The following is a 14549-nucleotide window of genomic DNA, read 5'->3' on the forward strand; positions in this document are numbered from 1 at the left end:
CCTCCCTTTCCATACAGGGCTCCATGGAGGGGTGCGAAGTCGCGTGTATGGCTTGCTCACCGTCCGAGTGTGCGGCGGTGCTCGGCGACGATGCGCGTTGCCTGCAGCCACCGCTCCATCAGTGGCGTGATCTCGGCCCCGCGTTTCCACAGGAGTGTCGCCTGCATGGGTCTGAGCCATCGCGGAGGATCGAGGAGGGCCACTGCGTCGCTTTTGCCGGCCATGCGCTCGGTCACCGGTGCCACACCCAGTCCCGCGGCGACGAAAGCGAGCGCGGTCTGTGGTGTGGAGACCTCGATGACTTCGAAGGAGTCGTCGGCCGACAGGGCTTTCTCCGCGGCGTCGGGCATTCCCGCGAAAGCGGGAATCGGGGACGGGAGAATCCAGCGGCCCCACCCTTTGCCGTCGGGGTGCTGTTCTTTTGCGCGATATTTCGGCACGGCCAGCTTGATGTCGATATCGATAATGGTGGACCAGTCGCAGCTGTCCGCGACGAACCCGGAGAATTGCGCGGGGGGAAACGGGACGCAACCCATGTCCAGTTCACCCCGCCGGATTCCCCTCACGATGACATCGGGAGTGACGTCGGCCAGGCTCACGCGCGCGCGGGGAGCCTGTTCGAGGAACTCGGCGAGGACGTCGGCGATGATTTCGTTGATGACCATGGGTTCCACGCCGATGCGCAGATCCCCGGCCGCTCCCTCTCCCATCAGCTTCAGCGTCTCGACCACTCGATTCCGGTCGGCGAGCAGACGCTCACCCCTGGACAACAGGTGGAGCCCGGCCGGGGTGGGGTGGACGCCCTTCGCGGTCCGCTCGAGGAGGCGCACGCCGAGCTCCCGCTCCAGCTTCGCGATGGCGTGACTCACCGGTGGCTGTGTCATGTTCAGATTCTTGGCGGCCCGTGAAACCGAGCCGGCCTCGACGACGGCCCTGAAGTATTCGAGTTGGCGAAAATCCATGCCGTCTGCATTTCATGGCTTCAGGTGAATGTCAACACATCGCCCATGGAATCGGAGAAGTCGGAGAAGGCTGGACAGGTCGGTCAAATGGTGTGGCCCCGGGGGTCTCCCGGGGCCACGGGCGCGGCGGGCGTCAGCCCTGGAGTTGCTCGTACGCCGGCAGGGTGAGGAAGTCGGCGTAGTCCTCGTCGAGGGAGACCTTCAGGAGCAGGTCGTGGGCCTGCTGCCAGTGGCCCGCCGCGAAGGCCTCGTCGCCGGTCTCGGTGCGGATGTCCGCCAGTTCCTCGGCGGCGACCCTGCGGGCCAGCTCCGCGGTGACCCGCTCGCCGTTGTCGAGGACGACACCCGCGTTGATCCACTGCCAGATCTGGGAGCGGGAGATCTCGGCGGTGGCCGCGTCCTCCATCAGGTTGAAGATGGCGACCGCACCCGTGCCGCGCAGCCAGGCCTCGATGTAGCGGATACCGACCTGGACGGCGTTGACCAGGCCCGCGTACGTCGGCTCGGCCTCCAGGGAGTCGATCGCGAGCAGGTCGGCGGCGCTGACGTCGACGTCCTCGCGCAGCCGGTCCTTCTGGTTCGGCTTGTCGCCCAGCACCCGGTCGAAGGACTCCATGGCGATCGGGACCAGGTCCGGGTGGGCGACCCAGGAGCCGTCGAAACCGTCGTTCGCCTCGCGGTCCTTGTCGGCGCGGACCTTCTCGAACGCGACCTTGTTGACCTCCGGGTCCCGGCGGGACGGGATGAAGGCCGCCATGCCGCCGATCGCGTGCGCGCCCCGCTTGTGGCAGGTACGCACGAGGAGTTCGGTGTACGCCCGCATGAACGGGGCCGTCATCGTGACCGCGTTGCGGTCCGGGAGGACGAACCTGGCGCCGCCGTCACGGAAGTTCTTGACGATGGAGAACAGATAGTCCCAGCGTCCCGCGTTCAACCCCGAGGCGTGGTCGCGCAGTTCGTAGAGGATCTCCTCCATCTCGTACGCGGCCGTGATCGTCTCGATGAGGACGGTGGCGCGGACGGTGCCCCGGGGGATGCCCAGGTGGTCCTGCGCGAAGACGAACACGTCGTTCCACAGTCGGGCTTCCAGGTGGGACTCCGTCTTCGGGAGGTAGAAGTACGGGCCCTTGCCGAGGTCGAGGAGACGCTGGGCGTTGTGGAAGAAGTACAGCCCGAAGTCGACCAGGGCACCGGGTACCCGGGTGCCGTCCGGGGCGGAGAGGTGTCGCTCGTCCAGGTGCCAGCCGCGCGGGCGCATGACGACCGTCGCCAGCTCCTCGGCCGGGCGCAGGGCGTAGGACTTGCCGGACACCGCGTCGGTGAAGTCGATGGTCCGGGTGTAGGCGTTGATCAGGTTGAGCTGGCCGAGGATCACGTTCTCCCAGGTGGGAGCCGAGGCGTCCTCGAAGTCCGCGAGCCAGACCTTCGCGCCCGAATTGAGGGCGTTGATGGTCATCTTGCGGTCGGTGGGGCCGGTGATCTCGACGCGTCGGTCGTTCAGGGCCTCGGGGGCCGGGGCCACCCTCCAGGAGTCGTCCGCGCGGACGGCCGCCGTCTCCGGGAGGAAGTCGAGCGTGGAGGTGCGGGCGATCTCGGCACGGCGCTCCGCGCGGCGGGCGAGGAGTTCGTCTCGCCGGGGAGTGAACCGCCGGTGCAGCTCGGCCACGAAGGCGAGTGCCGCCTCGGTGAGGACCTCCTCCTGCCCGGGCAGGGGTTCGGCGTCGACGATGGCCAGCGGGGACGGCGCTGGTGCGGACATCAGCTGTCACTTCCTTCGGGCGGGCGCTCTGGGCAGTGGATAGTAGTTTCCTCATCGTGGAAGTTCAATGGTTTGTTGATGTCGAGGTGGTTCGGGTCCAGGTGCTGCGGGCCGGGCCACGGTGGAGCTCGGTGCCGGCTTTTTCACTCCAGGCGGGTCAGGTCCTCCTCCGTGTCGATGTCGTAGGGCTCGGCCACGTCCCCGCACTCGACGAGCGTGATCCGGTCCGCGTGCTCCTCCAGGTAGGCGCGCGCCCCCCGGTCGCCGGTCGCGGCCGCGGCGACACCGGCCCAGTGCGCGGACCCGAACAGGACCGGGTGACCGCGTACGCCGGCGTAGGTGGCCGAGGCGAGCGACTCCCGCGGCTCTCGCGCCGAGCGTGCGCCGAGTACCCGCGCCACCGCCCCCGGCCCGATCCCGGGCTGGTCGACCAGCAGGACCAGCGCGGCCCGTGCGTCCGTACCGGTCAGCGAGGTGAGCCCGGCCCGCAGGGACGAGCCCATGCCCTGCTCCCATGCGGGGTTGTCGACGAGTACGCAGTCCGGCAGTGAGGCACGCGCGCGCACCTCGTCCGCCTCCGCGCCGAGCACCACGTGGACGTGCTCGCAGCCGCCCTCGCGCAGGGACCGTACGGCGTGCTCCACGAGCGGTCGTCCCCGGTGCGTCAGCAGCGCCTTGGGGCGGCCGCCCAGTCGTCGCCCGCCGCCCGCCGCGAGCAGCAGTCCCACGACCCGTTCCGGGGCCGCCTGTTCGGCGTCCGGGCTCCTGCGGTGTGTCGTCGGTGTTATCGGTGTTGTGGGTGTCGTGGGTGTCGTGGGTGTCGTCACGGACTCTGCATACCGCACCCGCCGCCGGGTGTCCGTACGGCTCGATGTCACGCTGTGGAGCAAACCGATGACGCAGCGGACTGGCGCGGAGGGGGTGGGGTGGCGTTTACTGGCGCGCACCGGTGACGGGGGCGGCGGGGCCGGTGGGGAGAGGCGCATCGTGGTGCGTGAGGGGGAGGACTGTGTTGCGGAGCGTAGAGCAAAGGCGTACGGGCGGCAGTCGTCAGGACGATCCACGGGTGACGGAGCTGCGTTCCGCCGTGTCCCGGCTGCGGCGCCAACTCGCGGCCCATCCGGCGGAGTTCCCTGATCGGAGCATCGCGGAGGAGGAGCTGGCCGCCCTGGACGCCCTGGTGGCGGACGGCGGTGCCGAGGTCCCGCGGTTGCGCCGTTCCCTGCTGCTGATCGCCGGCGCGATCGGCTCGGTGAGCGCACTGGGGCCGGGACTGCGGGAGGTGCGGGACGCGGTGGAGCTGTTCGGACCGTCACCCCGAGATTGACGAACGGGCTTGCGGAACGCTCTCTGGAGGGGGGCGTGCGCGGGCGCTGAGGTCGCGGGGCGGCGGATCTGCGGGGTGGCCGACCGGGGCGGGCAACCGGATCGGGCGGCCGGGTCGGTCAGACCGTCGGGCCGCCGCCCGGAGTGGTGAGCACCTCGGAGAGTTCCCTGGCCACCTGCTGGAGTACCGGCACGATCCGCTCCGTGGCCGACTCCGTGACCCGTCCCGCGGGGCCGGAGATCGAGATGGCCGCGGCGGTGGGGGAGTCGGGCACCGGGACGGCGAGGCAGCGCACGCCGATCTCCTGCTCGTTGTCGTCGATGGCGTAGCCCTGGTGGCGCACCTCGTCGAGTGCCGCCAGGAAGCCCTCCGGCGTGGTGATGGTCCTGTCCGTCGCGGCGGGCATCCCGGTACGGGCGAGCAGGGCCCGTACGTCCTCCGGCGGGAAACCGGCCAGCAGGGCCTTGCCCACCCCGGTGGAGTGCGGCAGGACGCGCCGGCCGACCTCGGTGAACATCCGCATGGAGTGTTTGGACGGCACCTGCGCGACGTACACGACCTCGTCGCCGTCGAGCAGTGCCATGTTCGCCGTCTCGCCCGTCTCCTCCACCAGGCGGGCGAGGCAGGGGCGTGCCCAGGTGCCCAGCAGCCGGGAGGAGGACTCGCCGAGCCTGATCAGGCGCGGGCCGAGCGCGTAACGGCGGTTGGGCTGCTGGCGCACATAACCGCATGCGACGAGGGTGCGCATCAGGCGGTGGATGGTCGGCAGGGGCAGTCCGCTGCTCGCCGACAGCTCGCTGAGACCGACCTCGCCGCCCGCGTCCGCCATCCTTTCGAGCAGGTCGAAGGCGCGCTCGAGGGATTGGACCCCGCCGCCGGAGGCGGACCGGACGGAGCCGTTGGTGCTGGCGCTGGACGTCGGCACGGCGCGTTTCCTTTCAGGGCTGCGGGAAGGGGGAAGCCTCCCCGGCGGCCGGTGGGCTGCCTGATGGCGCGTTGCTGGATTCTGCCTGTCGGAATTCTAATTCCGCTTCATGGAAACGTCCAGGGAGCGGCCGTCGGTCGCCGTCCGGGCAGTGTGCCCCTTGACGGCGCGGGAGGGGGAGTGAAGACTCCTTCAACAGAAAGTTGAACTCCCGGGAAGTGCTCCGGCGGAGGGGAGGAGGGCGCGGGTGTCCGACACCGAGCGGGTACTGCGCTCGACGCGCGTCGTCACTCCCGAGGGGACGCGGGCCGCGTCGGTCGCGGTCGCCGACGGCACCGTCACGGCCGTCCTGCCGTACGAGGCACCCGTCCCCAAGGCGGCCCGCCTGACGGACCTCGGCGACGACGTTCTGCTGCCCGGCCTGGTCGACACCCATGTGCACGTCAACGACCCGGGCCGTACCGAGTGGGAGGGCTTCTGGACCGCCACCCGCGCGGCGGCGGCCGGCGGCATCACCACGCTCGTCGACATGCCGCTCAACTCCCTCCCGCCGACGACGACGGCCGGTCATCTGCGCGCCAAGCAGCGGGCCGCCGCGAGCCGGGCCCATGTCGACGTCGGCTTCTGGGGCGGCGCCCTGCCCGGCAACGTCCCGGACCTGCGCCCGCTGCACGAGGCCGGGGTCTTCGGCTTCAAGGCGTTCCTGTCGCCGTCCGGCGTCGACGAGTTCCCGCACCTCGGTCCGGAGCAACTGGCCCGCACCCTGGCGGAGATCGCCGCCTTCGACGGGCTGCTGATCGTGCACGCCGAGGACCCGGACCACCTCGCCGCCGCCCCGCGGCACGGCGGCCCGAGGTACGCCGACTTCCTCGCCTCCCGCCCGCGCGACGCCGAGGACACCGCCGTCGCCCTGCTCCTCGCACAGGCGAAGCGCCTCGACGCGCGCGTGCACATCCTGCATCTGTCCTCGAGCGACGCGCTGCCGCTGATCGCCGAGGCCAAGTCCGACGGGGTACGCGTCACCGTCGAGACCTGCCCCCACTACCTGACCCTCACCGCCGAGGAAGTCCCGGACGGCGCCAGCGAGTTCAAGTGCTGCCCGCCCATCCGCGAAGCCGCCAACCAGGACCCGCTCTGGCGGGCTCTGGCGGACGGCGTCATCGACTGCGTGGTCACCGACCACTCCCCGTCCACCGCCGACCTCAAGACCGCCGACTTCGCCACCGCCTGGGGCGGCATCTCCGGCCTCCAGCTCAGCCTGTCCGCCGTCTGGACCGAGGCCCGCAGACGGGGCCACGGCCTGGAGGACGTCGTGCGCTGGATGTCGACGCGCACGGCGGAACTGGTCGGCCTCGGCACGCGCAAGGGCGCCATCGCGCCCGGCCACGACGCCGACTTCGCCGTCCTCGCCCCCGACGAGACCTTCACCGTCGACCCGGAAGGGCTCCAGCACCGCAACCGGGTGACGGCGTACGCGGGCAAGACCCTGTACGGCGTCGTGAAGTCCACCTGGCTGCGCGGCCGGCGCGTCATGACCGAGGGCGAGTTCACCGAACCGAAGGGCCACCTGCTCACCCGCATCCCCTGACGCCGGCCACCACTCGGCGTCGAATTCCGGTCGACCTCGAATTCCGGCTTCCCACCCCCGAAAGGCAGGATCGGACCACCGTGACGGCGCAGCATTCCTCTCCGTTGCCCCGCTTCAGCGGCCACGCGGCCCCCTACGGCGGTGGTGACCCGTACGCGGACTACCGCACCGCCGACTTCCCCTTCGCCGACCTCACCGATCTCGCCGACCGCAGGCTCGGCGCCGGTGTCCTCGCCGCCAACGACGAGTTCTTCGCCCAGCGCGAGAACCTGCTGCTGCCCGAGCGCCCCCTGTTCGATCCGGAGCACTTCGGTCACAAGGGCAAGATCATGGACGGCTGGGAGACCCGGCGCCGCCGCGGCCCCTCCGCCGAGCAGCCCTGGCCGGCGGCCGAGGACCACGACTGGGCGCTGATCCGCCTCGGCGCGCCCGGAGTCGTCCGCGGCATCGTCGTCGACACCGCCCACTTCCGCGGCAACCATCCCCAGGCCGTATCGGTCGAGGGCGCCTCGGTGGCCGGTTCCCCGACACCGGAGGAACTGCTCTCGGGCGGGGTGAAGTGGACGACGCTGCTCCCGCGCACCCCGGTGGGCGGCCACGCCGCCAACGGCTTCGCCGTCTCGGCCGGGCGGCGCTTCACCCACCTGCGCCTGTCCCAGCACCCCGACGGCGGCATCGCGCGCCTGCGCGTGTACGGCGACGTCGTCCCGGACCCCGGGTGGCTGGACGCCCTGGGCACCTTCGACGTCGTCGCCCTGGAGAACGGCGGCCGGGTCGAGGACGCGTCCGACCGCTTCTACTCACCGGCCGCGAACACCATCCGGCCCGGCCGCTCCCGCAAGATGGACGACGGCTGGGAGACCCGGCGCCGCCGGGACCGGGGCCATGACTGGATCCGCTACCGGCTCACCGGCCAGGCCCGGATCCGCGCCCTCGAGATCGACACGGCGTACCTGAAGGGCAACAGCGCCGGCTGGGCCTCGGTGTCGGTGCGGGACGCCGAGGGGGCAGGCAGAGGTGGCACAGCCGACGGCTGGCGGGAGATCCTGCCCCGTACCCGTCTCCAGCCCGACGCCAACCACCGCTTCGTCCTCCCCGTCCCGGCGATCGGTACGCACGCGCGCGTGGACGTCTTTCCCGACGGCGGCATCTCCCGGCTGCGCCTGTTCGGCTCGCTGACCGAACAGGGCTCGACCGCCCTGGCCGCCCGCCACCGGGAACTGGACGGCTGACCCACCGAGCCCCACCGACCCCCGGCGGGTCAGCGCGTCACGGCTGTGGGGTGGTGGCCGGCCGTGTTCTGCGCTGGGCCGATCGAGTGGTGACCCCAGGGCCCCGGGCGTACCGTCGTACGGTGGACTCCCGAAAGGGCGACCCGGTATGACCGGTAGCCGGTATGGCCGAAAGTCGGCATGACCAGTAGTCCGCGGCCGGGTTCCGTACCGCAGACCACCGGCCAGGATTCCCCCGGCAGGGGCAGTGCGATGGCCCTGCTGGTCATCGCCTCGTGCCAGTTGATGGTGGTGCTGGACATCACCATCGTGAACATCGCCCTGCCGCACATCCAGCGCTCCCTGGACTTCTCCACCACCAGCCTGTCGTGGGTGGTCAGCGCCTACACCCTCACCTTCGGCGGGCTGCTGCTGCTCGGCGGCCGGGCCGGCGACATCCTCGGCAGACGGCGCGTCTTCGTCTTCGGCGTCCTGCTCTTCGCGCTCGCCTCCCTGCTCGGCGGGCTGGCCCAGAACCCCGGCCAGCTCCTCGCCGCCCGCGCCCTGCAGGGCATGGGAGGCGCCATCGCCTCCCCGACCTCCCTCGCCCTGATCAGCACGACCTTCCGCGAGGGGCCGGACCGCAACCGTGCCTTCGGGGTCTTCGCCGCGGTCTCGGCGGGCGGCGGTGCGATCGGGCTGCTCGCCGGCGGAATCCTCGTCGAATGGCTGAACTGGCGGTGGGTGCTGTTCGTCAACGTCCCGATCGGACTCCTCATCGCCCTCGCCGCCCCGCGCTGGATCAAGGAGTCCGAACGCCACCCGGGCCACTTCGACATCACCGGCGCGCTCACCTCGACCGTGGGCATGGTGCTCCTGGTCTACGGGTTCATCAGGGCCGCGCAGGACGGCTGGCGGGACGCCCTCACCCTGGCCTCGTTCGGCGCGGCCGTCCTCGCTCTCGGGGCGTTCGTCCTGGTCGAGAGGAGATCCCGGCAGCCGATCACCCCGCTGCACATGTTCGCCGACCGCAATCGCGCGGGCACGTACGGCATCATGCTGTGCCTGGCCGCGGCGATGTTCGGCATGTTCTTCTTCCTGACCCTCTTCGTGCAGGACGTGCTGGGCTTCAGCCCCCTCCGGGCCGGCCTGGCCTTCCTGCCGGTCAGCGCGGTCATCGCGATCGGCGCCGGGCTGGCCTCCCGGTTCCTGCCCGTGTACGGGCCCAAGCCCTTCATGGTGGGGGGCGGCATCCTGGCGGCGGCGGGCCTGGCCTGGCTGACCCTGACCGACGTCCACTCCACCTACGCGGGCAGCATCCTCGGCCCGATGCTGGTGTTCAGCCTCGGCATGGGCATGGAGTTCGTCTCGCTGACCCTGATGGCACTCTCCGGCGTCCGCACCGCGGAGAGCGGCGCGGCCTCCGGCCTCCTCAACGCCACCCAGCAGATCGGCGGCTCGCTCGGCCTGTCCATCCTGGTCACGGTGTTCGGTACGGCGAGCACCAACGAAGCGGAGAAACAGATCCCGCGCTTCCTGGCGCAGGCGACCGTGGCCGAACGCCTGCGTTTCCAGCGCACCGGGGAACTCCCACCGCCCTGGGCCGACGAGATCCTCGCCCACGGGATCTCGGCCGCGTTCATCACCGCGGCGATCTTCGCCGTGCTCGCCGCGCTGATCGCCGTCGTGGCGATCCAGGTCCGCCCCTCCGACCTGCAACGCCTCCAGGGCGGCATGGGGCCCGGCCCGGTGTGAGGCGGCGTTCCTCCTGCCCGCCAGGGACGCCCGGTCCTGATGCGCCGTGCCGTCACTCCCGGGGCAGCGCGAGCAGCCGTTCGATCGTGCGCAGGACGCCGTCCTCGTTGTTGGACGGGGCGACATGGCGGGCGCGGTTCAGGACGTCGGGATGCGCGTTGGCCATGGCGAAGGACCACTCGGCGGCGTCGAGCATCTCCAGGTCGTTGAGGTAGTCGCCGAACACCAGCGTCTGGGCGGGGGTGATGTCCAGCTCCCGCTGGACGCGGCGCAGGGCGGTGCCCTTGTCGGCGGTCCGGTTCATCACGTCGACCCAGTGCTCGCTGGAGACGACGACCTGGTGGGTGGAGGTGAACTCGGTCAGGGCCGGTGCGATGGTGCGGGCCGCGGGGGCGAAACCGAATATCGCGATCTTGTTGATCTCGTCGTCGACGACGGTGGCGTCCGCGACGTTCCGGTGGGCGACGTAGTACTGCTCGACCTTGGCGAGGAAGGCCGCGTCGGTGCGCTCGGTGTAGGCGTGGCGCTTGCCGCAGACGACGACGCCGACGTCCGTGCCGTCGTCCGCGAGCCGGCGCACCGTCCTGACGAGCCGGGCGGCGACGGCGGGGTCCAGCGGGTCGGAGGCCAGTTCGACGCCGTCGCGGACCACCTGGGTGCCGTTCTCCGCGATGAAGACCATGCCGTCGTCGAAGCCCTCGAACAGACGGGCGAGGGTGGCGTACTGGCGGCCGCTCGCCGGGCTGAACAGCACCCCGCGCTCGCGCAGGAGCGACACCGTCCGGCGCAGCCGCCGCGGCGGATTCCCGGCGTCGTCCAGGAGGGTGCCGTCCATGTCGGTGACGACGAGCCTGATGTCGACCGGCGCACCGGGCAGGCGGGGGTGGTCGGCGGACGCGGTGGGCGCGGTCATGGACGGGTCCTGTTCTGCATCTTCGGGGACGGTTTCGGCGGGGCCGTGCGTCCATCCTAGTAAGGACCCTTGCCTAACTCGTCGGGCGGCTGACGCCCCTGGTGCGCACGCGGCGGGCCGGTCCTCCGGGCCGCGGTGGTGCACCGAGGAGGGGCGTCAGCACACCCAGGGGCTCCCGGACCTCATCCGAAGGGCGATGCGGGCCCGCCCGCGATCTCCATCAGCCGTACCGCTCTGCGCTCCCGCCGGGACACCTCGCACGCCTCCGCGACGCGCAGCGCCTGCAGGGCCTCGCGCCCGTCACAGGGGTTGGCCCGCTCACCCCGCACCACCTCGACGAACGCGATCAGTTCCGCCTCGTACGCGGGCCCGAAACGCTCCACGAACCCGGTCCACGGCTTGTCCGCGGCCGGCGGCCCGGTCGGCTCGGTGGACGCGATCGGTGTGCGGTCGTCGAGGCCGACCACGATCTGGTCCCGCTCTCCGGCGAGCTCCATGCGCACGTCGTAGCCCGCCCCGTTCATCCGCGTCGCGGTGAGGGCCGCGAGTGTGCCGTCGTCGAGGGTGAGGAGCGCCGCGCCGGTGTCCACGTCGCCCGCCTCGCGGAACATGGCCGGACCGGCGTCGGAGCCGGCGGCGTAGACGTCCACGACCTCCCGGCCGGTCACCCAGCGCACGAGGTCGAAGTCGTGGATCAGGGTGTCCCGGTACAGCCCGCCGGACTGCGGCAGATACCCGGCAGGCGGCGGCTCCGGGTCGCTGCTCATCGCCCGTACGGTGTGCAGCCGGCCCAGCCGTCCCGAGCGCACCGCCTCACGCGCGCCCAGGTAGCCCGGGTCGAAACGGCGCTGGAAACCCATCTGGAGCACGGTCCCGGCCGCCTCGACCTCCGTGACCGCTTGTAACGTCCCGGCCAGATCCAGGGCGATGGGCTTCTCACAGAACACCGGCAGCCCCGAACGGGCTGCCCGGCCGATGAGTTCGGCGTGGGCGGACGTGGCCGTCGTGATCACCAAGGCGTCCACCCCCCAGGTGTAGATCTCGTCCACCCCGGGTGCCGCCGTCTCACCGAGCCGCTGGGCGAGTGCCTGGGCCCGAGCCGGTTCCGCGTCCGTGAGGATCAGGGAACCGACGTCGCGGTGCCTGCTGAGTGTGTGGGCGTGAATGGTGCCGATACGGCCCGTACCGATGACCCCGATGCGCATGGGAACAAACTGCGGCCCGCGCCCCTCCCTGTCAATCCGCATGTCCGGACAATCGGACTACACGACTTCCCGTCAACCACGCGTGGGACTACGCTCGGCCCGTGCCGAAACCAGGAGTGGACCCGACCGTGCGGCTGGAGCTGAGCGTGGACCGCGGCTCCCCGGTCCCGCTGTACTTCCAGCTCGCCCAGCAGTTGGAGGCCGCCATCGAGCACGGCAGGCTGACCCCCGGGAGCCTGCTGGGCAACGAGATCGAGCTCGCCGGCCGGCTCGGCCTGTCCCGGCCGACGGTCCGTCAGGCCATCCAGTCCCTCGTCGACAAGGGACTGCTCGTGCGGCGGCGGGGGGTGGGCACCCAGGTGGTGCACAGCCAGGTCAAGCGCCCCCTGGAGCTCAGCAGTCTCTACGACGACCTGGAGTCGGCGGGCCAGCGCCCGGCCACGAAGGTCCTGGTCAACACGGTCGTCCCCGCGTCCGCCGAGATCGCCGCGGCCCTCGGTGTGGCCGAGGCGGGCGAGGTGCACCGGATCGAGCGGCTGCGGCTCGCGCACGGCGAGCCGATCGCGTACCTGTGCAACTACCTGCCGCCCGGGCTGCTCGACCTGGACACCGGGCAGCTGGAGGCCACCGGCCTGTACCGGCTGATGCGGGCCGCCGGGATCACCCTGCACAGCGCCCGCCAGACCATCGGCGCCCGCGCCGCCGGTGCCGTCGAGGCCGAGCGGCTCGGTGAGGAGACGGGTGCCCCGCTGCTCACCATGCAACGCGTGACCTTCGACGACACCGGACGCGCCGTGGAATTCGGCACCCACACCTACCGGCCCGGCCGCTACTCGTTCGAGTTCCAACTGCTGGTACGGCCGTGAAGCCGGTGCGAGCCGGCATGGACGTCCCGGTGAACGCCGAGTGACGTGAGCTGATCTTCATCACATTGTCCGGACAACGTGACCGGCTCCGAGGCCGGGGTGCAGATGGGGGCGTTGTTCCGGGTATGGGGCCGCCGGCAGGCGACAGGAGGCCGCCGCGAGCGCCCCGGGAGCGGCAGGCGTCACGCGACGCCTTTGCTCCCGAGTACGCCACCCAGGGTCACGGTGAGGCAGAATCGGCGGCAATGAGCACCTACCGCGACCTCACACTGCCCAGGGCGCTGAGTTCCGCTCGGGCGGGCGCAGCCCCCGTCGGCTCCCGCCGTGCACCCGTGCTCCGCACGGTCGGCGCCAGGGAACGCCGCTCCCACCTGTCGGCACCGCGCGTGCCGACCGTCGGCATCGACATCGGCGGTACGAAAGTGATGGCGGGCGTCGTCGACGCCGACGGCAACATTCTGGAACGGCTCCGCACCGAAACCCCGGACAAGTCGAAGAGCCCGAAAGTCGTCGAGGACACCATCGTCGAACTGGTGCTGGACCTGTCCGACCGGCACGACGTGCACGCGGTCGGCATCGGCGCGGCCGGCTGGGTCGACGCCGACCGCAACCGCGTGCTGTTCGCCCCGCACCTGTCGTGGCGCAACGAGCCGCTGCGCGACCGGCTCGCCGGACGCCTCGCCGTCCCCGTCCTGGTCGACAACGACGCCAATTCCGCCGCCTGGGCCGAGTGGCGCTTCGGCGCCGGGCGCGGCGAGGACCACCTCGTGATGATCACGTTGGGTACCGGCATCGGCGGCGCGATCCTCGAGGACGGTCAGGTCAAGCGCGGCAAGTACGGCGTCGCCGGCGAGTTCGGCCATATGCAGGTCGTCCCCGGCGGCCACCGCTGTCCCTGCGGCAACCGCGGCTGCTGGGAGCAGTACAGCTCCGGCAACGCACTGGTCCGGGAGGCGCGCGAACTGGCCGCCGCCGACTCGCCGGTCGCCTACGGGATCATCGAGCACGTCAAAGGGAACATCGCCGAGATCAGCGGCCCGATGATCACCGAGCTGGCCCGCGAGGGCGACGCCATGTGCATCGAACTCCTCCAGGACATCGGCCAGTGGCTCGGCGTCGGCATCGCCAACCTCGCCGCCGCCCTCGACCCCTCCTGCTTCGTCATCGGCGGCGGGGTCTCGGCCGCCGACGACCTGCTGATCGGCCCCGCGCGGGACGCCTTCAAGCGCCACCTCACCGGCCGCGGCTACCGCCCCGAGGCCCGTATCGTCCGCGCCCAGCTCGGCCCCGAGGCCGGCATGGTGGGCGCCGCCGACCTCGCCCGCCTGGTCGCCCGCCGCTTCCGCCGCGCCAAGCGCCGCCGGGTCGAGCGGTACGAGCGCTACGAGCGGTACGCGGAGGCCCGCCGAACCCCCCAGGAGACGCTGTGACGGGCGATCTCTCCCCGCAGGGCCGCTTCCCCGGCAAACCCCGGCCGCCCGAGGACCGCCTGCAGATGATCCGCCGCAGGGCGCTCACCCTGCTGATCATCGTGCTGCTCATCGGCGTCCCGGCCGGGTACCTGGTGATCTCCGCGAACCAGAGCCGCGCGAGCGGCAAGGACAAGGAGGCGAGGTACTCGGCCAACGGCCTGACCCAGGGCTGGCCGTCGAAGCTGCAGCGCCGCCTCTACCAGGTGCCGGTCCCGCACCCCGCCTGGTGGGTGGCCAACTACGAGACCAACAACTGGAAGACCAGCCGCCTCTACGTCGAGTTCGAGACCACCGACGCCGGCCTGAGCGCGTTCCTCACCAGCATTGGGGTGCAGCAGGACGAACTGAAGCGGGACGAGATCACCATCAGCGACCGCGACCAGGAGATCACCGGCTGGAAGTTCGACCGCCCCGGCCTGTGGTCCGGGCTCGTCAACGAGCAGAAGGACCCCGCGCCGACCCACGATGTCGTCGTCAACCACGGCAAGCCGGGCTTTCCCAAGGTGTACGTCGTCTCCCGGACGGTTCCCTGACCCCGCGCCGCTCCCTCGCTCCCGCTCGCCCCG

At 71.3% G+C, this 14549-nt stretch carries 13 protein-coding genes; 7 read left to right on the forward strand and 6 right to left on the reverse strand.

Annotated elements, in window-relative coordinates; genetic code table 11:
• Positions 1 to 56 precede the first annotated feature (56 nt).
• The 3 genes from ACVW19_RS28165 to ACVW19_RS28175 all read right to left on the reverse strand — a co-directional run bounded on the left by ACVW19_RS28165 (position 57) and on the right by ACVW19_RS28175 (position 3443).
• The gene (locus ACVW19_RS28165) at positions 57 to 962 is read right to left on the reverse strand and encodes a LysR family transcriptional regulator (RefSeq protein ID WP_457462835.1); all 906 of its coding nucleotides are present in this window, start codon (positions 960 to 962) and stop codon (positions 57 to 59) included.
• A 133-nt stretch (positions 963 to 1095) separates the two neighbouring features.
• The gene (gene aceB, locus ACVW19_RS28170) at positions 1096 to 2721 is read right to left on the reverse strand and encodes a malate synthase A (protein ID WP_457462837.1); all 1626 of its coding nucleotides are present in this window, start codon (positions 2719 to 2721) and stop codon (positions 1096 to 1098) included.
• 143 nt (positions 2722 to 2864) lie between these two features.
• Entirely contained in the window at positions 2865 to 3443 is a 579-nt protein-coding gene (locus ACVW19_RS28175; RefSeq protein WP_457464813.1) for a nucleotidyltransferase family protein, read from the reverse strand.
• A gap of 344 nt (positions 3444 to 3787) precedes the next feature.
• Here ACVW19_RS28175 and ACVW19_RS28180 point away from each other — a divergent pair, with 344 nt between their 5' ends.
• Positions 3788 to 4048: a DUF5955 family protein gene (locus ACVW19_RS28180; protein ID WP_457462838.1), complete on the forward strand. Its 261-nt coding sequence runs from the start codon at positions 3788 to 3790 to the stop codon at positions 4046 to 4048.
• Between the two features lie 118 nt (positions 4049 to 4166).
• Here the strand turns inward: ACVW19_RS28180 and ACVW19_RS28185 are convergent, their stop codons facing one another.
• Positions 4167 to 4973, reverse strand: a complete 807-nt coding sequence (locus ACVW19_RS28185) for an IclR family transcriptional regulator (RefSeq protein ID WP_457462840.1) — start codon at positions 4971 to 4973, stop codon at positions 4167 to 4169.
• A gap of 247 nt (positions 4974 to 5220) precedes the next feature.
• On the opposite strand from ACVW19_RS28185, the gene allB reads away from it, so the two are divergent.
• From allB to ACVW19_RS28200, 3 genes are all read left to right on the forward strand, one after another.
• Positions 5221 to 6561, forward strand: coding sequence for an allantoinase AllB (gene allB / locus ACVW19_RS28190; RefSeq protein WP_457462841.1), 1341 nt, complete (start codon positions 5221 to 5223; stop codon positions 6559 to 6561).
• A gap of 80 nt (positions 6562 to 6641) precedes the next feature.
• Positions 6642 to 7793 carry an allantoicase gene (gene alc, locus ACVW19_RS28195; protein WP_457462843.1) on the forward strand — a complete coding sequence of 384 codons (1152 nt, stop codon included), beginning with the start codon at positions 6642 to 6644 and terminating at the stop codon, positions 7791 to 7793.
• 180 nt (positions 7794 to 7973) lie between these two features.
• The gene (locus ACVW19_RS28200) at positions 7974 to 9527 is read left to right on the forward strand and encodes an MFS transporter (RefSeq protein ID WP_457462845.1); all 1554 of its coding nucleotides are present in this window, start codon (positions 7974 to 7976) and stop codon (positions 9525 to 9527) included.
• 52 nt (positions 9528 to 9579) lie between these two features.
• On the opposite strand, the gene ACVW19_RS28205 is transcribed toward ACVW19_RS28200, so the two are convergent.
• Positions 9580 to 10440: a Cof-type HAD-IIB family hydrolase gene (locus tag ACVW19_RS28205; RefSeq protein ID WP_457462846.1), complete on the reverse strand. Its 861-nt coding sequence runs from the start codon at positions 10438 to 10440 to the stop codon at positions 9580 to 9582.
• A 182-nt stretch (positions 10441 to 10622) separates the two neighbouring features.
• The gene (locus ACVW19_RS28210) at positions 10623 to 11645 is read right to left on the reverse strand and encodes a Gfo/Idh/MocA family protein (RefSeq protein ID WP_457462848.1); all 1023 of its coding nucleotides are present in this window, start codon (positions 11643 to 11645) and stop codon (positions 10623 to 10625) included.
• 128 nt (positions 11646 to 11773) lie between these two features.
• Between ACVW19_RS28210 and ACVW19_RS28215 the strand changes: the two genes are divergently transcribed.
• The 3 genes from ACVW19_RS28215 to ACVW19_RS28225 all read left to right on the forward strand — a co-directional run bounded on the left by ACVW19_RS28215 (position 11774) and on the right by ACVW19_RS28225 (position 14516).
• Positions 11774 to 12511 carry a GntR family transcriptional regulator gene (locus ACVW19_RS28215; protein ID WP_457464815.1) on the forward strand — a complete coding sequence of 246 codons (738 nt, stop codon included), beginning with the start codon at positions 11774 to 11776 and terminating at the stop codon, positions 12509 to 12511.
• A gap of 245 nt (positions 12512 to 12756) precedes the next feature.
• The gene (locus ACVW19_RS28220; protein ID WP_457462849.1) at positions 12757 to 13941 is read left to right on the forward strand and encodes an ROK family glucokinase; all 1185 of its coding nucleotides are present in this window, start codon (positions 12757 to 12759) and stop codon (positions 13939 to 13941) included.
• A complete protein-coding gene (locus ACVW19_RS28225; RefSeq protein WP_457462850.1) occupies positions 13938 to 14516 on the forward strand; it encodes a sugar kinase in 579 nt (192 codons plus the stop codon). Before ACVW19_RS28220 ends, ACVW19_RS28225 begins: the two co-directional genes overlap by 4 nt.
• Positions 14517 to 14549 lie beyond the last annotated feature (33 nt).

Source organism: Streptomyces sp. TE5632 (genome assembly GCF_054061295.1).